General features: G+C 62.6%; 18 protein-coding genes. 8 read left to right on the top strand and 10 right to left on the bottom strand.

Features of this window, described 5'->3' with window-relative positions; all coding sequences use genetic code 11:
• Positions 1–117 precede the first annotated feature (117 nt).
• The 4 genes from IPK70_11980 to IPK70_11965 all read right to left on the bottom strand — a co-directional run bounded on the left by IPK70_11980 (position 118) and on the right by IPK70_11965 (position 5,044).
• Positions 118–1,137, bottom strand: coding sequence for an immunoglobulin domain-containing protein (locus IPK70_11980; protein MBK8227877.1), 1,020 nt, complete (start codon positions 1,135–1,137; stop codon positions 118–120).
• Between the two features lie 105 nt (positions 1,138–1,242).
• Positions 1,243–1,572, bottom strand: a complete 330-nt coding sequence (locus IPK70_11975) for an MmcQ/YjbR family DNA-binding protein (GenBank protein MBK8227876.1) — start codon at positions 1,570–1,572, stop codon at positions 1,243–1,245.
• Between the two features lie 11 nt (positions 1,573–1,583).
• Entirely contained in the window at positions 1,584–1,775 is a 192-nt protein-coding gene (locus IPK70_11970; protein MBK8227875.1) for a hypothetical protein, read from the bottom strand.
• 44 nt (positions 1,776–1,819) lie between these two features.
• On the bottom strand, positions 1,820–5,044 hold the full coding sequence (locus tag IPK70_11965; protein MBK8227874.1) for a PD40 domain-containing protein: 3,225 nt from the start codon (positions 5,042–5,044) through the stop codon (positions 1,820–1,822).
• A 171-nt stretch (positions 5,045–5,215) separates the two neighbouring features.
• Here IPK70_11965 and IPK70_11960 point away from each other — a divergent pair, with 171 nt between their 5' ends.
• Genes IPK70_11960 through IPK70_11945 form a run of 4 tightly spaced genes read left to right on the top strand, consistent with a single transcriptional unit; the run spans position 5,216 to position 9,003 of the window.
• Positions 5,216–5,728, top strand: a complete 513-nt coding sequence (locus IPK70_11960) for a hypothetical protein (protein ID MBK8227873.1) — start codon at positions 5,216–5,218, stop codon at positions 5,726–5,728.
• 18 nt (positions 5,729–5,746) lie between these two features.
• Positions 5,747–6,907, top strand: a complete 1,161-nt coding sequence (locus IPK70_11955) for a T9SS type A sorting domain-containing protein (GenBank protein ID MBK8227872.1) — start codon at positions 5,747–5,749, stop codon at positions 6,905–6,907.
• Between the two features lie 48 nt (positions 6,908–6,955).
• Positions 6,956–7,546 (top strand): sugar transferase, encoded by a 591-nt coding sequence (locus IPK70_11950; protein ID MBK8227871.1) that lies wholly within the window; start codon positions 6,956–6,958, stop codon positions 7,544–7,546.
• Positions 7,546–9,003, top strand: coding sequence for a hypothetical protein (locus IPK70_11945; protein MBK8227870.1), 1,458 nt, complete (start codon positions 7,546–7,548; stop codon positions 9,001–9,003). The genes IPK70_11950 and IPK70_11945 overlap by 1 nt, the downstream gene beginning before the upstream one ends.
• A 9-nt stretch (positions 9,004–9,012) precedes the next feature.
• On the opposite strand, the gene IPK70_11940 is transcribed toward IPK70_11945, so the two are convergent.
• Positions 9,013–9,900, bottom strand: a complete 888-nt coding sequence (locus IPK70_11940) for a transglutaminase family protein (protein ID MBK8227869.1) — start codon at positions 9,898–9,900, stop codon at positions 9,013–9,015.
• Positions 9,901–10,074: 174 nt separating this feature from the next.
• On the opposite strand from IPK70_11940, the gene IPK70_11935 reads away from it, so the two are divergent.
• Together IPK70_11935 and IPK70_11930 are read left to right on the top strand one after the other, a co-directional pair.
• Positions 10,075–10,839, top strand: a complete 765-nt coding sequence (locus IPK70_11935; protein MBK8227868.1) for an energy transducer TonB — start codon at positions 10,075–10,077, stop codon at positions 10,837–10,839.
• Positions 10,840–10,983: 144 nt separating this feature from the next.
• Positions 10,984–12,486, top strand: a complete 1,503-nt coding sequence (locus tag IPK70_11930) for a right-handed parallel beta-helix repeat-containing protein (GenBank protein MBK8227867.1) — start codon at positions 10,984–10,986, stop codon at positions 12,484–12,486.
• Here the strand turns inward: IPK70_11930 and IPK70_11925 are convergent.
• From IPK70_11925 to lhgO, 4 genes are all read right to left on the bottom strand, one after another.
• Positions 12,483–13,382, bottom strand: a complete 900-nt coding sequence (locus IPK70_11925) for a nucleoside phosphorylase (GenBank protein MBK8227866.1) — start codon at positions 13,380–13,382, stop codon at positions 12,483–12,485. The genes IPK70_11930 and IPK70_11925 overlap by 4 nt on opposite strands.
• 63 nt (positions 13,383–13,445) lie before the next feature.
• The gene (locus tag IPK70_11920; protein ID MBK8227865.1) at positions 13,446–14,171 is read right to left on the bottom strand and encodes a DUF4197 domain-containing protein; all 726 of its coding nucleotides are present in this window, start codon (positions 14,169–14,171) and stop codon (positions 13,446–13,448) included.
• The gene (locus IPK70_11915) at positions 14,168–14,581 is read right to left on the bottom strand and encodes an acyl-CoA thioesterase (protein MBK8227864.1); all 414 of its coding nucleotides are present in this window, start codon (positions 14,579–14,581) and stop codon (positions 14,168–14,170) included. Before IPK70_11915 ends, IPK70_11920 begins: the two co-directional genes overlap by 4 nt.
• A gap of 27 nt (positions 14,582–14,608) precedes the next feature.
• Positions 14,609–15,850, bottom strand: coding sequence for an L-2-hydroxyglutarate oxidase (lhgO, locus tag IPK70_11910; GenBank protein ID MBK8227863.1), 1,242 nt, complete (start codon positions 15,848–15,850; stop codon positions 14,609–14,611).
• A gap of 37 nt (positions 15,851–15,887) precedes the next feature.
• Here lhgO and smpB point away from each other — a divergent pair, with 37 nt between their 5' ends.
• Positions 15,888–16,337, top strand: coding sequence for an SsrA-binding protein SmpB (smpB, locus tag IPK70_11905; protein MBK8227862.1), 450 nt, complete (start codon positions 15,888–15,890; stop codon positions 16,335–16,337).
• Positions 16,337–18,304, top strand: a complete 1,968-nt coding sequence (locus IPK70_11900; GenBank protein MBK8227861.1) for a glycosyltransferase family 39 protein — start codon at positions 16,337–16,339, stop codon at positions 18,302–18,304. The genes smpB and IPK70_11900 overlap by 1 nt, the downstream gene beginning before the upstream one ends.
• 45 nt (positions 18,305–18,349) lie before the next feature.
• On the opposite strand, the gene IPK70_11895 is transcribed toward IPK70_11900, so the two are convergent.
• Positions 18,350–19,309 carry a DUF3078 domain-containing protein gene (locus tag IPK70_11895; GenBank protein MBK8227860.1) on the bottom strand — a complete coding sequence of 320 codons (960 nt, stop codon included), beginning with the start codon at positions 19,307–19,309 and terminating at the stop codon, positions 18,350–18,352.
• Positions 19,310–19,349 lie beyond the last annotated feature (40 nt).

Raw genomic sequence — 19,349 nt, 5'->3', positions numbered from 1 at the left:
AGTCCTGGCTTCGGGCGGGCCGAATCTAGCCCTCCGCCGACACGCCTTGACTGTCAGGCGTCAGAAGCCCTCCTTCACAGGATGGATCGTATCCGCACGGCCGACGGGCCGACGGCATCAGCGAATCACCGAGAAGCGCAACGGAGGCTCCTGATCAATCAGTAAGGTGTAGGTTCCTGCACCCAGATCATCCAGCGCAAAGAGGCAATCGGTGCAGGCGGCGAGGCGCCCGCTGCTCACCGTGCGGCCATCAGCAGAGAAGATGCGCCAAGCACCCTCGACCGGCACGGATGCCCGCACATTCATCTGATCGTGCACAGGATTGGGCCAGGAACTCAAGGCGTTGCCCTCCGCCTCGCCAAGACCAAGCACCAGATCGAAAGGCTCGGAGAGGATCGGGTCGCAGGCGTAGGTGGCTTCCACGGTATACACTCCGCCTTGCGTCGGGATGAAGCAGGCATCCGCTTGGAATGGCTCGCCGTTGAGGTACCACTGGAAATCGGTTGATGCCGGACTGAAGCAGATCGACTCCTCGAACTGGAAGATCACCGGCGGCGCTTCCTCGAGGAAGAAGATGCCGATCTCTACGCCCAGGCCCATGATGAAATCCGGGCACTCCGCCGGTGCGCCGCTGGCACTATAGTAGCCGGCCTCGGTGGGGTAAAGCACGGTCCCGTTCGCGCCGGGGATGGGATCGCCGTTGAAGGTCCACTGGATGTTCTCCGTGACACTGCCGAGCGTGAGCTGGATGAAAGCGCCGGGGCAGTAGTAGCTCTCGCCCTTGCCGCCGATGCTCGCAGGCTCATCGCCCTCGTGGATCACGAACGGTAGAAGGAAGGCCCAGCCATCGACCAGAACGCCGGGCGAGAACTCGCCGCATTCATCCAAGGTGCTGAGCACTGTGAATACCGAGCCGGCATCGCTGGCAGCGCTCACCATCAAGTTCTGCTGGTTCGCATTGAAGAGGGGCGAGCCGTCCTTGTACCATTGGTAGCTATCGGCAGGCTGGGTGCTGAGGATGATGCTCTCATTCGGACAGAGGATCACTTCGCCAGGAGTGATCACCGGGTCGTGGTCGCATTGGGAGGCCGCGATCGTGCCGAGAAGTGCGAAGGCGAGCGTGAGCGTTGCTTTCATGCTTGCAGCTGTTTCGAGTGATTGACGCATGGCTGAAGCCTTGCGCTGCCTGGGCCCTGAACGAACATCATCAGGACGACGAAGATGATCATCGCGCGATCGACCTCATGCACAACCCGCGAGTCGCATGGCCGCATTCACCACTTCGCGGAAGAGCGCTGCGCTGCACGCCTTCAGCTCAACGAAGGTGGCGCCCTTATCGCCCCACTTGTTCGGCACCGGGAAGAAGACCAGCGGATTTCGCGCATGCAGTTCGGCCTGAAGCTCCTGATCCAGCATCAGTGCAGCCCTGTTCTCATCTACCCAGAGCGTGAGGAAGATCCTTGAAGCCTTGCCCTTGGGCGTGATCCCCCGGAAAGCCTGCTTATCGAAGTGCGCGTGCTCCGTGACGCCGGGCAGGGCGAGCAGGAGGTCGCGAGCACCGGCGGCGTCCACAGCCGAAAAAATCAGTTCAGGTAAGGCCAGCTCTGCGCGGGGCTCAGCACCTCGATGTGCAATTCGCCAGCGCCGTCGCGCCATTGCAGGGCCACGCAATCGGGCTTCTTCCGTTTGCCGCAGCGCACGGCGGTGAGCAGCTCATCGGGCACGCGACGCGGCTTGCGGGTTCGGGGGGCGGTATGGGTGCGGGTCGCTGGCACGCACCTAATATAGGATGCGGCAGCTACCAACCAAGCAGCGGAACTCAATTCCCCATCAGCACCTTCACCGCCGCCTCCAATTGCTGATCCCTTCCTTGCGATACGACACCCGGATCGAGCGGCTGGCGCACATCGGGATCGAGCTGCTGGTTCTCCAGGTAATTGCCCGCGTTGTCCACCATGCCCACCTGCGGGATGCCGAACCACATGCCGTTCTGAAGGCCCTCCCACCAAACGGCGGTGCCGGTGCCCGGCACGGGCATGCCCACCAGCTTGCCGATGCCCAGCGCACGGTAGGTCACGGGGAACATGTGGGCATCGCTGTAATTGCTCTCGCTCATCACCACCACGCTGGGGCGCTGGTACTTGAAGTGCGGCTCGGTGCCCAGGTTCTGGTCGCGCGGCAAAAAGGTCATGTATGTCTTGCCATTCAGGAAGGTGGCCAAGTCGTCGTGCAACCAGCCGCCGCCGTTGAAGCGCGTATCCACCACAAGCCCCTTCTTGTCGTGGTAACGGCCAAGGGCCTCCTCGTACACCACGCGGAAACTGTGGTCGTCCATGCCCTGCACATGCACGTAACCCAGTTGGCCTCCGCTGAGGCTATCCACCAGATGCCGGCAGCGCTCCACCCAGCGCTTGTAGAGCAGGCCGTAGTCCTCGCCTTCGGCAAGCGGTTTCACGCTCTCGTCCCAGCGGGTCTTGGTCTTGGGGTCGTACAGGCTCAGCAGCATGGGCTTGTTGCCTTTGCGGTTGAAGAGCATGGCCCAATCAATGTCAGCCGCCACCTCCACGCCATCGACCTTCTCGATCACGTGCCCGGCCTTCACCTTGCTGCCATCCCTGGTGAGCGGGCTGCGCGGCATGATCTCCGTGATGCGAAGTCCAGGCCCCGGCTCGTTGGCGAAGAAGCATCCGAGCGATGCGGTCTGGTCATCGTTGGGCATTTCGAAGCGGTAACCGGCACCGGTGTGCGAGGCATTAAGCTCACCGAGCATCTCGCTGCACAGCTCGGCCATATCGAAGTTGTTGTTGATGAAGGGCAGGTAGCGCTGGTACTCGGCCTTGTACTTGTCCCAGTCCACGCCCTGCAGGTCCACGCGGTAGAACTTCTTCTTCACTTGCCGCCAGATGTGCTCGAAGAGGTAGGCGCGCTCGGCGCTTTCGTCGAGGATCATTTCGCCGCCTATGCCCACGCTCTTGTTCTCATTCTTCTCGGTGTCGTAGTAGCCTATGCTCCCATTGTTCAGGTAGAAGAGCTTCTTGGCATCCTTGTCCCAAGTGAGGCTATGCGCCCAGCCATCGCCCATCTTGTTCAGGATCTTGGTCTCGCGCGTACGGATCTCGAACTGCCAGAGGTCCGTGCCCTTCTCGAAAGCCGCGAGGTAGTAAAGCTTCTCGCCATCCTTGCTGAGCAGGGCATCGCTGAGGGCGCTGCTGTTCGGCGTTAACCGCACCCGGCGGTACTCGATTCCCTCCAACTCGATCTTCAAGGGTTTCACTTCTTCCTTCTTCTCCTCCTTGTCCTTCTTCACATCCTTGTCGTTCTTGCCGTCCTTCCCGTCCTTCCCTTCGTCCTTCTTCTCCTCCTCTTCCTTCGCCAATGCGGCCTCCTCCTTCGTCATCTTGAACTTGTCAAACGCCTCTTGCGTTAAGAAGATGGCGTAGGCGTCGCTCTCGCCCCCCCAGCTGGCGTGGTTCTTCTGCCCATCGCGGTCGCTCATGTACACGATGGCCTTGCCCTCCATGGCCCAACGGGGCGTGTAGCCGCCATAGCCGCTGCGGGTGAGGTTGACGACCGGCTCCTTGCCTGACGCGTTCACGAGGCCCACCTGGCCGATCCACTGCTTATCGTGCAGGAAACTGACCACGAACCACTTGCTGTCCGGGCTCCATTGGTACCACTGGTCGCCGTCGCTGTAGCTGTAGTTCTTATTGCCCGGAACGATGACGCGCGTCTGCTTCGTGGCCACATTCAGGACCTTGAGCGCGGTGCGTTCCTCCAGATAGGCCACTTCCTTTCCATCGGGCGAATAGGCGCATTGGAACTCCTCGGCGGGCGTATTGAGCAAGGCTTCTTCCTTCAGCAGGGTGGCGTTGAAGAAGTACTTCTCGTCCTTACGGACCAGTGAGGTGGTGAACAGGTCCCAGCTCTGCCCGCGCTCGCTGGCATAAAGGATGGTGCGGCCATCGGGACTGAAGCTCACGTTGCGCTCCTGCTCGGGCGTGCTGGTGATGCGGCGCGTGGTGCCTTCGGCGATGCTCGTCACGAAGACCTCGCCGCGATGGATGAGCACGGCTTCCTTGCCGCTCGGGCTCAGGGCATATTCATCGGCATTGTTCACGTTGATCGTGCGCTGCGGCAGGTACCGGCCATCGCTGTGGATGCGGATGTCCACCTTCTTCGGCTCGGCGCCATCGGTCAGGGTGTACAGCTCGCCCCGGTAGCTGAAGCAGAGCGTGCCATTGCTGCTGATGCTGAGGTAGCGCACCGGATGATCCGTGAAGCGCGTCACCTGCATGCTGCGCCCGCCGGATGCCGGCATGCGATGCACATTGAAGCTGCCGCTCTCTTCGGTGAGGTAGAAGAGCGTGCCGCCATCCTTGCTCCAGACCGGATCACGGTCCTCGCCGGCGAAGGGGGTGAGCTGCTTGTACTCCTTCGTGGCGGGATTGAAGGTCCAGATGTCGCGCGTGACCGACGAGGTGTGGTGCTTGCGCCAATTGTCCTCGTAGCCTTTGCGATCGTGGTAGGCAATCAGCTTCCCATCGGGGCTGTAGCGCGCGTTCTGCATGGCGATGGTGCTCACCTGCATCACGCGGCCGCCTTTCACGGGCACGGTGTAGAGCTCGCCGAGGCCGCCAACGGGGAATTGCTGGTGCTTCACATCGTCCTGGCGCGTTCCGTAGAAGATCACCTGGGCGCCATCGGCGCTGAAGTCGCTGGCCACTTCGCCATTCCCGTGGAAGGTGAGGCGCGTTGGCGCACCCCCGGTAGCGGGCATCACGAAAACATCGTTGTTGCCATGGCGGTTGCTGGTGAAGGCGATCTGCTTGCCGTCGCGGCTCCACACCGGGGTATGGTCGTAGGCTTCGTTGGAGGTGAGCGGCATGGCATCGCCACCCGATGCGGGCACGCGCCAGATATCACCATGGTAGCAGAAGGCGATGGACTGCCCATCGGGGCTGATGGCGGCGTTGCGGAGCCAAAGGGGCTGGGCCGAAGCGGAAATCGTTGCCGAGAGCGCGGTGAGCAGGAGGGTGCTTTTCATGGTCGGCGAAGCTATCCGCGGAAAGCCAGTCCGAGCGCGCTTCTCCTTGCGCTGCGGATGAACGGTGCGATCGCGGGATAAAGCGTTGCGCCCCATATCACACGGGCCGTCATGCATTCCGCAGCATCCGAAGCGCAGTGCTGTCCCTTCGTGGCATCAACACCGATCACCATGAAAGCAATCGCACTCACCGCCTCTCTCCTGCTCGCGATCCCGTTCCGGGCCCAAGTGGCTTGCGATATCCTCAGCGCAGGTCCCTTGCAGGGAAGCTATGCGCATACCTGGGCCGAACCCGCTGCTGGCTCATGGGACACGCCGAACATGCTCTACGCTTCGAACCGGGTGATCGGCGATCTGGTGCGCGCGCATAGCGGCGGCCCGGACGACAGCCTCGCCTGCTCGCCACTGACCAATCCAGCGGCGGTTGCTGGCAAGGTGGCCCTGCTTTACCGGGGCACCTGCGATTACGCGTTGAAGGCGAAGCATTGCCAGGAAGCCGGCGCAATCGCGGTCGTGATCATCAATAATGTCCAGGGCCCGCCCGTGGAAATGGGCGGCGGTCCTTATGGCCCGCAAGTGACCATCCCTGTGTTCCAGATCACCTTGGGCGACGGTGAGGCATGGATGGAGGCCATCGAAACCGGCGCAACGCTCTCAGTGCTTCTTGGCAACAAGGATGGCTAATATGCCGTGGATGCCGGCGTGCGCAAGCAGGGCGTGCTGCTGCCCAATAGCCTCGCGTTGCCCGCCTTGCTCGCCTCACAGCCTGGCGACCACGCTGTGGGGCTGGGCGCCATGGTGCACAACTTCGGCTCCGAGGACATCGCCTGGCTCTCATTGCACGCCGTGATCGAACAGGATGGTGAGAGCGTGTATGATGAAGCCACTTTGCCCTTCGCCCTTGCGCCCGGCGATAGCGTGCTGGCGCAGCTTCCGGATTGGACGCAGCCCGCCTTCAGCGGCAATTATCAGCTCACCTATCACGTGGTGGCCCTCAACGATCAGCACGCCTTGGACAATCAGTACACCGTTCCGCTGCATTACGCCGACCGGTACGCCTTGGCGCCTGTTGAACAAGCCTCAGGCACACCCGTGAGCACCGTGGGCATGCAGCCCGCCCAAAGCGCGGGAGCGTACGAGAGCTGCATCCACTTCCGCGACGCGCATGCCTCGCGAATCGCGGTCACCGGGATGGACCGGCAAGTGTCGGTGAACGAGCCGCTCACGATCGCCGGCGACGGCGTGATCACCCGGGTATATGAATGGCAGGATCCCTTCGTCACCATGGATGATGCCGGATTCGGCTTCAGCCAGCTCTCCCTCATCCACGACGAGGAGCATGTGGTCACCGCCTCCGGCAACTCCGCCATGGTCCACTTCCCCTTCACCGAGCCCCTGCTGCTCCAGGACAATGCGCGCTACCTCTTCTGCACCGTCACCAGCAACCCCACCGTGTTCTTCGGCTTCCATGAGCATGTCCACTATGGCCTGAATGAAGCGGTGTACGGCCAGCCCACCAGCCCGATCAGCAACGGAGGCAATTGGTTCATCGGCTTCACCGGCGGTCCGGTGGCGAGCTTGGGGCTGCGCACGGCGGACGCCGCTTCCATCGGGATTGAAGAGGCTGCATCGCCGCGGCTCAGCGCATACCCGAATCCGAGTGCAGGCATCTTCCAACTGATGATCGAATCCACCCAGCCGGTGCAGCTGATCGCCCGCGATGCGCTCGGGCGCGAGGTGCTGCGCCAACGCACAACCGCAGGCCGGGCCGTCGTTGATCTCACGGGCCGTCCCGCTGGCGTGTACATGCTCAGCATGCAGGGAAGCAGCGCTGCCCGCGCGCTGAGGCTGGTGGTGGAATAGCGAGGCCGGGCGTCGGCCGCATCGCGCGGCGTTGCGTTCCTTCGCCGCATGGGCAAGCGCGCGTTCGACCTGATCGCATCGGCCAGCGCGCTGCTGGCGCTCTCCCCGCTCATGCTGCTGATCGCCCTCGTCGTGGCCATCGGATCGCGGGGCGGCGCCTTCTTCCGGCAAGTGCGCGTGGGCAAAGGCGGTAAGGAATTCCGGCTGCTGAAGTTCCGCACCATGCGACCCGGCAGCGAGGCTGGCGGCCAGATCACCGTGGGTGGCCGCGACCCGCGCATCACGCGCATCGGCTACGTGCTCCGCAAGACCAAGCTTGATGAGCTGCCGCAGCTCGTGAACATCGTCATGGGCGACATGAGCATCGTGGGACCTCGTCCCGAAGTGCCTCGCTACGTGGCGCTCTATTCCGAGGAGCAACGACAGGTGCTCAGCGTAAGGCCCGGGCTCACCAGCCTGGCCAGCATCGCGTACATCGATGAGAACGAAGTGCTGGGCCGCGCCAGCGATCCAGAGCGCGCGTACGTGGAAGAGGTGATGCCGGCGAAACTCGCGCTCGATCGGCGGTATGTCCGGGAGCGCAGCATGTGGCTCGATCTGCGGATCATCGCTCGAACCGCGCTTCGATTGATCAACTGATGAGCGCATCGGTCCTTCCTTCTCCTGTTCGACGCATTGCTGCACCCGGAGCGCTCGCCTTGGTCATCGCCGCCATCTTCTCCATCGGCCCCTTCCATGCCGACGAGCACTTCCAGATCCTCGAGTTCGCTGGCTGGAAGCTGGGCATCACGCCGGCAACGGACCTCACCTGGGAATTCGCTGCGCGCATCCGACCGGCGCTTCAGCCAGCCATAGTGGTGGTGGTGCATCGCCTATTGAATGCCGTTGGCATCGACGACCCGTACGGCACCGCTCTCCTGCTGCGTTTATTCACCGCAGCGCTCGCGTGGTACGGCGCCGTGCTCCTGTTCAACAGCCGGCTGCGCGATGATCAAGCGCTTCAGAATCCTCGCCTGCAGAGCACCTACGCGGCACTCGCCTTCCTGGTCTGGTTCGGGGTGTTCGCGGCCGTGCGGTTCTCCTCCGAAGGGCTGTCGGCCGCGCTCTTCCTCATCGGCTTCGCGCAGGTGGCTTATGGCGATGGTGAGCGTAGTCGTTCATGGCTGCTCGGCGGACTGCTCATCGGCTTGGCTAGCGTGGTGCGCGTGCAAATGGGCTTCATGGCGATCGGCCTCGCGGGCTGGTGCCTGCTGGTGAAGCGAGCGGCATGGCCCAAACTGATCTCATTTGTCGCGGGTGTCGCGGTGGCGCAGGCCATAGGACTGATGACTGATCGCTGGTTCTATGGCGAATGGGCCTTCACGGCATGGAATTACTTCGAGCAGAACATCATCGCGGGCAAGGCAGCTTCCTTCGGCACCGAGCCGTGGTGGTGGTATTTCACGCAGATCGCTGAGCGCGCTGTGCCGCCCTTCAGCATCGCGCTCATCGCCTTGCCGCTGCTTGCCTTCGTCTTCCGCCGGCGAGATCCAATTGTCTGGGCATCATTGCCATTCCTCTTGGCGCATCTGGCGATCGGCCACAAAGAGCTTCGCTTCCTCTTCCCGCTGATCCCCTTCCTTCCGGCGCTTGTTGTGCTTGGCGCGCATGCGGCACTGGAGCGGGGTTGGTTCAAGCACTTCAGCGATCAGTGGTGGAGCGCGCTCCGCATCGTTTTCATCATCGTTCATGCGCCACTTCTATTGGTCGTGCTCTTCAAGCCCGCGAATGAGGATGCCGTGCTGCGTAAGGCCATCCACGATGCGGCCAATGGACCGATGATCCTCGTGCATGAAGGCCGGCAACCTTTCGCGCAAGAGCACCCGGTGCGGTTCGGCAGGCCGCAAGGCCTTCGTTTCGCCGCGCGTGGTGATGGTTGGCCCGATGAATCAGCCTTCCTCCTGCTCACTCAGGAACAATCGCCTGTCCTTCCTCCAGGCTGCGTCGCTCGCGAATGCTTCGCTTCCTATCCGGCTTGGTTGAAGCGGTTCAACATAGGCGGCTGGGCTGATCGCACCGACCGCTGGGTGCTCTGGGAAGTGAGGCGACCTGAATAAGAAGAACCTCTATCCCTCGGCCCTGCCGAGCATATCACGCAGTTTCTCCAGGTCAGCGGCGCGCTCACTGTCGCCCATCTTGGCGTAGCTATTGGCCAGATTGTTCAGTTGGCGGCGGATGATGTCGATATTGGTGCAGGGCTGATAGAACGATGGGCGCGGCTCGATCTTCAGCTTCGCCAGGAACTCGTTGATCTCATTGCGGCCCAGGATATCGCCTTGGCTGAAGGCGTTCACATAGAAGAGCACGTTCTCCTCGCCTTGCTGGCCGGCATCCGCGCCGCCGATGCTATCCTCATCGAGATAAGCGAGCACGAAATGATTGGGCAGGTTCACCCCGCGCATGGGCAGGCCCAGGTCCTCAGCGAGCACCTGATAGATGATGGCCAGCGAGAGCGGATTGCCCTTGCGGCTATCGAGCACCTCATTGATGTAGCTGTTCTGCGGTGCGTGGTAGTTGCGCTTGTTGCCCTTGAAGCCATGCACCTGGAAGAAGATGTGGTTGAACACGCGCACCTTCTCGAAGGCCGTCAGGTGGTCGTTCAGCTCGAGCCAGATGTCCTGCCTGATCGCGGCCAGCCGCGCCTTCACCTTCTGCTCATCCATGTCAGGGTAGCGGTAGCGGCTGATCACCAATGCGCCCTCGAGCAGGTCCTCGCCGCCGGCTTCGTACCAGGCCTTGAGGCGGTCGGTGACGCGGCTCAGGTGGATGGTGTGCAAGAGATCCTCGACGCGGTTGCGGAAGAGGTCGCCGAAGTCGTCGATCTCCCAGGCCCGCTCCAGTTCCGGCACGATGTCGTCGCCCAGCTGCACGATGCGGTCGCGCACCTGGGTGTAAATGGTCTCGTCGGGATCGTCGATCAGGGTGATCAGCGCGCGGATCTCGTTGTTGCCCATGTGATCGCCGGGTAAGCGGCTCGGAGCGAAAGCTATCGGGGAGGTAAGGGGAGTCCTGGGCCTTCAGCACGCATGTTTCAGCGGGCGCCTGTTGATGGCGCCAGACGCACGATTGGCCTGAACAAGCGCATGTGGAAAGGCTGAGCCAATGGATCTGCCATGTTAGATTTCGGCATGCCTCAAGTTCAACAAGCCCTCTGCGCGTGCCTGCTTGCTACGGCCGCCAACCATGCAATCGCACAAGTGGTCACTGCTCCCAACGTGGACGACACGGAGTTCGGAGACTCATTGTTCACCATTGTGGAGGTGTCGCCCGCATTCCCTGGCGGGGAAACCGAGTTGTACAAATACCTGCTGCCAGCCATCCGCTACCCGGAAGCCGCGCGCGACGCTGGCATACAAGGCACGGTGTTCGTCAACTTCGTTGTGGAAAAGGACGGAAGCATCACGAACGCGAACGTGCTGCGCGGCATCGGTGGCGGCTGCGATGAGGTTGCGCTGAAAGCCGTGCGCAGCATGCCCGTATGGACGCCCGGCGAGCACAAAGGGCAGAAGGTGCGCGTGCGGTACAACCTGCCGGTGAAATTCACGATCAAGGAACCAGTGCCGCCCCTGATCGATACCGTGGCATTCATTGACCCCGTTATGATGCCTAGCTTCCCTGGTGGCGAGGCCGAGCTGAGGGCATTCATCAAAGCGAATCTGCGCTATCCAACTGAAGCTGCGAAGGAGGAGATCATCGGGGACGTCTACACAACGTTCGAGGTGGATTCGGAAGGAAATATCATGGATCCGAAAGTGTTGCGTGGGGTGCATCCATCCATCGACACAGAAGCGCTTCGGTTGCTGAACGCCATGCCGCGATGGAATCCAGGCATGCTGAACGGTAAGCCCGTTCGCGTGCAATTCACCCTGCCGATCAGGTTCAGTCCAAAGTAATCAGGCCAAATGAGCTTTGCGGACAGAAGCTCTGAATGGGAAGGAGCCTCTTCACCTGTGGAGTAGTCCATTGCGTCGAATGGTAGCGGCGGTCCGCCGACTTTTTCATGCGAATTGATGTCATCGGGCCGTAGTATTCAGAGCATGAAGCACTCCCTTGCATTGTTCTTATCAGTTGCATCCCTGCCCTTGTACGCAGCAACCTACCACATCGCCACCACCGGCAGCAACGCCAATAATGGCCTTTCGCTGGCCACAGCCTGGGCCAGCATCCAACATGGCGCCAATACCGCTGTTGCCGGCGATACGGTTCTCGTTCATCCCGGCAACTATCAGGGCTTCGCGGCCATGGACCACAGCGGCACCGCGGCCGATCCCATCGTCTTCTTCGCCGACGCGGGCGTGCAGATCACCAGCCCTTGCGCCTACAACAACCTCGACGGCATCAACGTGGAGGGCGTGAGCTGGGTGATGGTCGAAGGCTTCACCGTGAATGACATGCCGCGCACCGGGATCCGCACCGCGCTGAGCGATCACGTCACCATCCGTTTCAACTCCTGCCACAGCAATTTCAAATGGGGCATCCTCACCGGCTTCGCGGAGCACGTGATCATCGAGCACAACACGTGTAGCGGCAGTGAGGATGAGCACGGCATCTACTTCAGCAACAGCGCCGATGACCCCATCATCCGCTTCAACCACTGCTTCGACAACAACGCCAATGGCATCCACATGAACGGCGATGCCAGCCTCGGCGGCGACGGCACCATCAGCAATGCGCAGGTCTACGGGAACGTCATCCATGGCAACGGCGTGAACGGAGGGAGCGGCATCAACTGCGATGGCGTGATCAATTCGGCCTTCTTCAACAACCTGCTCTACGACAACCATGCGAGCGGCATCAGCCTCTACCAGATCGATGGCGGCGCGCCGAGCACCGGCAACCGGGTGCATAACAACACCATCATCAACGCCAGCGACGCGCGCTGGTGCGTGAACATCACCGAGGACTGCACCGGCAACCAGGTGCTCAACAATATCCTCATCAACCAGCACCCATGGCGCGGGAGCATCGTGGTGGCCGCTAGCGCATTGCCAGGCTTCGTGAGCGATCACAACATCGCCACTTCGCGCTTCAGCCCCGATGGCGATGCGACGATCCTCACGCTTGCGGATTGGCAAGCATTGGGTTACGACGCCAACAGCGCGGTGGCCCCGGCGCAAGCGAGCCTGTTCGCTTCGCCCGGCAGCGATTTCCATGCGGCCTCGGCTGCCTCACAGCAGGTCAACAGCGGCACCGCGGCGGTGGCTTCGGTGGTCATGGATGATCTCGATGGCGCGCCGCGACCGCAAGGCGGGGCCTTCGACATCGGCTGCTATGAGAGCGCGTTCGGAGCGACCTCAGCAACCGATCTCGCCGAAGAGGAATCCCCCTTGGTGTTGCTGAGCGACGCAGTCAGCGTGCATGCCAATGAAGCTGGCATGCTGCGGATCTCGGACGCTACCGGCCGCCTGCTGATGCAAACGATGCTCCCGAAGGGCCGATCACTGGTACCGCTTCCACAGGCTGGTCTCATGCTCATTGACCTGCGCAGGGCCGATGGCCGGACCGTGCATGCCTTGCGTGCCGTTGTGATGCGACGCTAGCCCGCTAACCGCTCCAAAGACTCTCCGATCATGCGGTCAATCGCCGCGTGGTGGTCCTTGCTGTACTCCTTGCGCAGTCGGTTGGCCACCACCGTGCACACGGTACAGGTGCGATGGCCCAAGAGGCCGCCGAGGCCATAGAGCGCGCTGGTCTCCATCTCGTAGTTGGAAGCGCGCAGTTCCTCGTGCTCGAAGGCGCTGATGCGCTCGTTCAAGCCATCGACGGAAGGCAGCAGGCGCAGTTGGCGTCCTTGCGGGCCATAGAAGCCACCGGAGGTGATGGTGATGCCCACCGTATTGCCGTGGCCGAGGCGTTCGATGAGCTCCTTGTCGCCCGCAGCCACGTAGGGCACCGGCAGGTTGTCCGGCCATTCGCAATGCGCAAGGAAGCCGTTGAGCAGCCGGTTCTCGGCATCGGTATTCTCGTAGGCGTAATAGTGCAGCACATTATCGAGGCCCACGCCGTAAGCGCTCACGATGCGGCTGTCAACAGGGATGTCCTCCTGCAATGAGCCGCAGGTGCCGAGGCGCACGATGCGCAGGCGCTTGTGCTCGCGCTTGGGCGTGCGCGAGGCCAGATCGATGTTCACCAGCGCGTCGAGCTCGTTGAGCACGATATCGATGTTATCCGTGCCGATGCCCGTGCTGAGCGCGGTGATGTGCATGCCGTGGTAGACGCCGGTGTGCGCCACGAACTCGCGGTTCTGCACGCGGTGCTCGATGCGCTCGAAATGGCGGCTCACCTTCTCCACGCGGCCCTGATCGCCCACCACGATGACGAGGTCGCCGAGCTGCTCGGGCCGCAGGGCGAGGTGGTAGACGGAGCCGTCGGGATTGAGGACGAGCTCGCTGGGCTCGAGCACGGTGCCGGGTTCAGTGAGGGTGATGGCGTGCATGGCGCTTGGCGAACGGTTGAGGGTTGAGGGGTTGAGGGTTGCGCGTTAACCGACGGTTCTCATCTATTGCACACCGAACACTTTCTGCAGCAGCGCCGTCGTGCGCGCCAAGGGATCCTCGCGGATGCGTTTCTCCTCTTGTGCGAGAACCGTGAAGAGGCCTTGCAAGGCCCTGTCGGTCACGTAGGCGTCGAGATCGGGGTTCACGGCCTTGCCCCCGGTGAACAAGCTGGCGGTGTTGTAGGCCGTTGCCACGGGCTGCCAATAGCTGGTGAGGGCCACCTGCTGCGTGGCATTCTTCACCACGGGCGCGAATCGAGCGCGCAAGGCCGCGCTCGTCCTCTCGCGAAGGAAGCTGGTGGCCGCATTCTCACCGCCGCGCAGGATGGTGAATCCATCTTGTATGGTCATGCCGGTGATGGCATCCACGAAAACGGGCACGGCTTCCTTCGCCGCTGCCTCCGCTGCCGTATTCAGTGCGTGCTCGAAATCCTCCACCGGCTTGGTGATGCCCAGGCCCGTGAGCGTATTCTTCACCTTGATGGCCTCTTCCGGGAAGGGGATCCGGATGAGCGCATTGCTCCAGAAGCCATCGGCAGCACTGGTGCTGCTCACCGTGCGCTCGGCGCCCACGCGCAGCGCTTCCTTCAGGCCCGCGATCACCTCTTCGTTGCTGAGCGCTGAAGGCGTGCTGGTGGAACCCAGGATGGTCTGCAGGTCCTGCGGCGAGCACGCGATCAGCGATAGGGCGAGCGCCATCGCTGCGCAACGGGGCATCGGCTTCTTCATGGTTCACTGAGTTTCACAAGCGCCGAGCGCCACTCCAGGAGCAGATCAACGGATCGGTTCGACGCGTAATCGAAGCAGACCATCACGCTCCGGCCTTCGGCGCACAGCTCATGCTGATCATCCTTCAAGCGCACGATCCGGTAGTGCAGGTCGAAGCTCTTGGTGCCGATGCGCCCGGCAAGGCACTCGGCTTCGATCCGGTCGCGCAGATGGATGGGCCTGCGGTAATCGACCTCATTGCGCGCCAGGATCAGGCCCTGCTTCTTCCAATCGTGGTCGGGCGAGATGAAGCGCCGCAGCAGCTCCATGCGGGCCAGCTCGAACCATTGCAGGTACACGGCATTGTGGACATGATGGGCCATGTCCACGTCGGCGAAGCGGATCTGGATGGGCACCCTGGCTATCGGCATGCGGCGAAGATGGCGTTGCGGCAAGGCTCAGGCGACAGCGGCTTCCTCGCCGATCCGGAACTCGCGCGCGGCCATCTCCGCGATATGACTTCCGATAGCCAATGCCGCCGTTGCGGCTGGTGAAGGCGCATTGAGCACGTGGATGTGATTGCCGCGCCGCTCGATCCGGAAATCATCGACCATGTTGCCGTCCGTGCCCAGCAGCATGGCGCGGACCCCGGCGCGGCCCGGCTCGATATCGTCCATGGTGAGCGATGGGATCAGCCGCTGAAGGGTCTTCAGGAAGAGCTTCTTCGAGAAAGCCCGACGGTACTCGTTGATGCCATAGCCCATGTTGCGAAGGAAGAGCTTCCAAGTGCCGCCGTAGGTGAGCGCATCCAGGGTGTCGCGCAGGTCGAAGTCGGTCTTGCCATAGCCCTCGCGCTTGAAGGTGAAGACCGCGTTAGGGCCGCACTCGATGCTTCCATCGGTCATGCGCGTGAAGTGGACGCCGAGGAAGGGGAAGCGCGGATCCGGAACCGGGTAGATGAGGTGCTTCACCTTGTGCTTGCCCTGTTCGGTGAGCTCGTAGTAATCGCCCCGGAAGCCGACGATCCGCTCACGGACCACGGCGCCATCGGCCTTGGCCAGGCGGTCGCTCTGCAAGCCGCCGCAGAAGATGGCGTAGCGAGTTCGGTGCGTGCCTTTGCTGGTGCGGACTTGCGAGCCCTTGTCGCCGGAAGCGATGCCCAGGCATTCTTCACCGAGCGCCACACGGCTCTCCGGCTGAATGGCCAGTGCCAGCTCGGCCATTTTCGCAGTGGCGCCGCGGAAATCGATGATGCCCGTGCAGCCCACATGCACTCCGGCGATGCCCGAGCAATGCGGCTCGATCTCCCGGATCTCATCGGCGGTGACCTTGCGCATGTCCTCGATGCCGTTGGCCATGCCGGTATTGAAGATCTTCTCCAGGCGCGGCAGTTCCTCGGCGTCCGTCGCCACGATCAGCTTGCCGCAGATGTCGTGCTTCACGCCGTGCTGCTTCGCGAAGGCTACCAGCTCGCGCCGGCCGTCGACGCAGTTCTTCGCCTTGTAGCTGCCCGGCTTGTAGTAGATGCCGCTGTGGATCACGCCGCTGTTGTTGCCGGTCTGGTGGTCGGCCAGGCCCTTCTCCTTCTCAAGGAGGAGGATCCGGAACCGCGGGAATCGCGTTTGCAGCTTGTACAGGGTGGCCGCGCCCACGATGCCGCCGCCCACGATCACCACGTCCCAAGTGCGCTCGTTGCTCATGGGGGCGAAGATCGCGCGGTTAGCTTCGCCGCCATCCATGGCGCAGCGCACAACGCCCGAAGTGAAGAACCGGAAGGCCGGCTTCGAGTACCACCTGCTGGACAGCTACGAATGCGGCATGGTGCTGCAGGGCAGCGAGATCAAGAGCATCCGCGCGGGTGGGGCCAGCATCAACGAGGCCTTCTGCGCCTTCGCTGGGCCGGACCTCGTGGTGCGGAACATGCAGATCAACCCCTACGGCACCAACCCGCATTTCGTGCATGAGCCGAAGCGCGACCGCAAGTTGCTCCTGCACGCCACGGAGCTCGCCAAGCTGAAGCGGAAGCTGAAGGACGCCGGCATGACCATCGTGCCGGTGCGCCTCTTCATCGGCGAGAGCGGCTATGCCAAGCTCGAGATCGCATTGGCCAAGGGGAAGAAGACCTTCGACAAGCGCGAGAGCATAAAGGCGCGCGACGTGCAGCGCGACATCGACCGCGAACGGTGATGGACTGGCGCGCGCACATCCGGAGGCATGGCGGCGCGGCGCTGCCCGGTGAGCCGTGGGCGAAGAGGCTCCTGTTCGCGCTGGTGATGATCGGCGCCGTGCTGCGTTTCTGGGACCTCCCGAACCTGCCCTACACGCATGATGAGCTCAGCGCGCTGCACCGCCTCCACCCCACCCTCTCGCAGACCATCACCGATGGCGTGATCGCCAACGATACGCACCCGCCCGGCGTGCAGGTCTTCGAATGGTGCTGGTCCCGGGTCTTCTCCCAGCAGGAAGCCGACATGAAGCTGCCCTTCATCGTCATGAGCCTCGCGGCCATCGGGCTGCTCTACCGCTTCGCCATGGCCTGGACCGGACCCGGTGCGGCCCTGATGCTAGCCGCGCTCATGGCCGCCTTGCAGTACAGCGTCTTCTACGGTCAGCTTGCGCGGCCCTATGCTGCGGGCCTTTTCACCACCGCGCTGCTCGCCGACCAGCTCACGCGCTGGCTCGCCCTCGGCAATCGGAAAGCCCTCATCGGTTCGGCCTTCGCCATGGTGGCCAGCGGCTATGTCCATCACTTCAGTTTGCTGCTCGCCATCCTCATGGCCGTCACAGGGCTGCTGCTCGCTCCTGCAGGGAAGCGCAAGGAGTGGCTGATGGCATGCGGTGCGGCCGGCCTGCTCTACCTGCCCAACCTGCCGATCTTCTTCACCCAGCTCAACCAAGGTGGCTTGTCGGGCTGGCTGCAAGCGCCCGGTGCGGATTGGCTCCCGCACTATGCCGCCTACATCGCGCATTGGTCGCCATTCCTGGGCGGCGCGCTCATCATGGCCGTGATCATCTCCGTGGTGCTTTCGCTCCGATCAGGAACGCTGCCCGCTCCGACGAAATGGATGCTCATCCTTTGGGGCGCCTTGCCATTGGCGATCGGCTACGCCTACTCCCTGTGGCGCGCACCGGTGCTGCAATACTCCGTGGTGCTCTTCAGCTTCCCCTACCTCGCGCTCTTCTTCCTGCAAGGGCTGAGGCATTTGACCAAGCGCGCAGTGATAGTGGGCATCCTCGTTCTGGCCTGCGTGAGCGTGCATTCGCTGGTGCATTCGCGCAAGCACTACACGGTCACCTACCATTCGAAGTACGAAGCCATGCTCCAAGAGGCCATCGACGCCACCAAGCAGCTCGGCCGCGACCGGGTGCTCGTGCTCTTCGAGACCGAATGGCACATGGTCGATTTCTACAAGCGCCATTGGGGCGTGCCCGAGGAGGAGTTGAACGCCGTGAACATCCATGGCATGCCGCAAGCACGCATCGATTCGATCCTCGCTGTGCATGCCGGCGACCACGTGCTGCTGGGCCGCAGCAACGGCGGCATGGATGAGACGCCCGGCATGGTTCAGCAGCGCTTCCCGCGACTGGCGGGCCGTCGCGACCTGGTTGAAGGGCAGGTGCTGAGCTTCAGCAGGACGCCTGTTGCCAACCAGCGCTTCGACCGCGACACGGTGGCGCATCTGGATCCGTCGCATCAGCTTGGTCCGTGGGAGGTGAGCGAATGGGTCGCCCGCATCCCTACCGGATGGGACATGGCGGGGAACGAATTCGGGATGCTGATCGAGATCGGCCTGGACAGCGTTGCGCACGATGCAGCCGATGCAATCGAGGTGGTGTTGGATGTGGAGGGCTTCGGTCCGGATGCCGATGCTGCGATCGTAGCGGAACTGCACGGTGCCGACAGTTCGATGTTCTACCGCACGGGTGAATTGCAGCCAGCGCTTCGTGCTGATGGACAAAGCTCCCTGGTGGTGGCCTTGTGCCCGTCGTATTCAGGCGCTGCGCATGGGGCCCGGCTGCGCACCTATGTGCACAACCGAAGCAGAGGCCCACTGCACGTGCGCTCCTTCACCGTGCTTCGCCGCGATGCGAATCCGGTGCGCGATGCGGTGCTCGGCCCGATTCCTTGGCTAGGCCGTTTCCCTCCAGAATGAGCGAAGGCCGCGCATGGCGGCCTTCGCAAAGGGGAATGGCGGCGATCAGAGCTTCACCGTGAGGCCGATGCCCAAGGTCTGCTTGAACTGCGTGGCAGGGCCCGCGTAAGGAACGCCTTCCGCATCCTTCTTCGGCAGATTGGTGTCGTGATCATAGAGCAGCAAGGTGTTCAGCGTGGCCGCGAACCAGTCGTTCACCTTGAAGGTCCAGAGCGTTTCCCAGGTCACATCCATATTGCCGGGCTCGCGCAGGTAGTTGCTGAAGATGTCGCCGCGGGTCATGAAGCTGATGTTCTTGGCCAATTCGGCCTTGTACATGAAGCGCAGGTAGCCGCCCGCCTCGAGCTCGGTGGTGTTGCCGTTCTTCACGCCATAGACGCGCAGCTCGGGATCGGTGCTCCCGCCCCAGAGCAGCTCATCGTTCACGATCACCAGGCGCGCCGTGGCCGGCGAGATGAACACCGTGAAGTTGTCGTTGGGCTTGTAATCGAGGCCGAGGCCGAGCAGGCCGTAGGCGGGCGCGAGGAAATTCGAGATCCGCGTGCCATCGGTGTTGAAGCCCTCAGTGAACTGGGTGCGGAACTGGAACACGCCGGCCAGGTACCAATGCTTCTTGAGGTCGTAGCCGTACTTGCTGTTCAGCTCGATGCGGTCATCGGTCTTCACCGGATCGCCATCCTCGATCTGCTGGCCGCCGAAAGCGAGCACCAGGCTGTTGTCCCAGGCGCGGCGCCCCTTCTTCCAATTGGCCGCCCCATTGAACATGGCGATGCCGCTCACGGTGTTGAATCCGCCCGCGGCCCAGTTGGTGAGGCTCACCTGCGTCATGTTCAGGCTGAAGACGCCGCTGCGCTGCCATTTGCCATCGAGGCTGTCGGTGGTGTGGCGGGCAGCGGCCGCTGCAGCAGCGGCATCGCGGGCCTTCTGGTCGATGTCTTCCTGGGCGATGGTGCTGATGGCTGAAAGAGCAGCGAGGTTCAATAGGCAGATGCGGACGATTCTCATGGACGGCGGTTAAGTTGGGTTTCGGTTCGCAAAGGTGGCA

It is taken from the genome of Flavobacteriales bacterium (assembly GCA_016712535.1).
GTDB lineage: Bacteria > Bacteroidota > Bacteroidia > Flavobacteriales_F > PHOS-HE28 > PHOS-HE28.
The sequence above is the reverse complement of the archived record's forward strand: the minus strand, read 5'-3'. Positions and strand labels throughout refer to the sequence as shown.

Coding starts and splice junctions, on each gene's coding strand:
- IPK70_11915 (MBK8227864.1), bottom strand. CDS start 14,581: ATGCCGATAGCCAGGGTGCCCATCCAGATCCGCTTCGCCGACGTGGAC.
- IPK70_11960 (MBK8227873.1), top strand. CDS start 5,216: ATGAAAGCAATCGCACTCACCGCCTCTCTCCTGCTCGCGATCCCGTTC.
- lhgO (MBK8227863.1), bottom strand. CDS start 15,850: ATGAGCAACGAGCGCACTTGGGACGTGGTGATCGTGGGCGGCGGCATC.
- IPK70_11940 (MBK8227869.1), bottom strand. CDS start 9,900: ATGGGCAACAACGAGATCCGCGCGCTGATCACCCTGATCGACGATCCC.
- IPK70_11925 (MBK8227866.1), bottom strand. CDS start 13,382: ATGCACGCCATCACCCTCACTGAACCCGGCACCGTGCTCGAGCCCAGC.
- IPK70_11965 (MBK8227874.1), bottom strand. CDS start 5,044: ATGAAAAGCACCCTCCTGCTCACCGCGCTCTCGGCAACGATTTCCGCT.
- IPK70_11935 (MBK8227868.1), top strand. CDS start 10,075: ATGCCTCAAGTTCAACAAGCCCTCTGCGCGTGCCTGCTTGCTACGGCC.
- IPK70_11930 (MBK8227867.1), top strand. CDS start 10,984: ATGAAGCACTCCCTTGCATTGTTCTTATCAGTTGCATCCCTGCCCTTG.
- smpB (MBK8227862.1), top strand. CDS start 15,888: ATGGCGCAGCGCACAACGCCCGAAGTGAAGAACCGGAAGGCCGGCTTC.
- IPK70_11980 (MBK8227877.1), bottom strand. CDS start 1,137: ATGAAAGCAACGCTCACGCTCGCCTTCGCACTTCTCGGCACGATCGCG.
- IPK70_11900 (MBK8227861.1), top strand. CDS start 16,337: ATGGACTGGCGCGCGCACATCCGGAGGCATGGCGGCGCGGCGCTGCCC.
- IPK70_11895 (MBK8227860.1), bottom strand. CDS start 19,309: ATGAGAATCGTCCGCATCTGCCTATTGAACCTCGCTGCTCTTTCAGCC.
- IPK70_11920 (MBK8227865.1), bottom strand. CDS start 14,171: ATGAAGAAGCCGATGCCCCGTTGCGCAGCGATGGCGCTCGCCCTATCG.
- IPK70_11945 (MBK8227870.1), top strand. CDS start 7,546: ATGAGCGCATCGGTCCTTCCTTCTCCTGTTCGACGCATTGCTGCACCC.
- IPK70_11950 (MBK8227871.1), top strand. CDS start 6,956: ATGGGCAAGCGCGCGTTCGACCTGATCGCATCGGCCAGCGCGCTGCTG.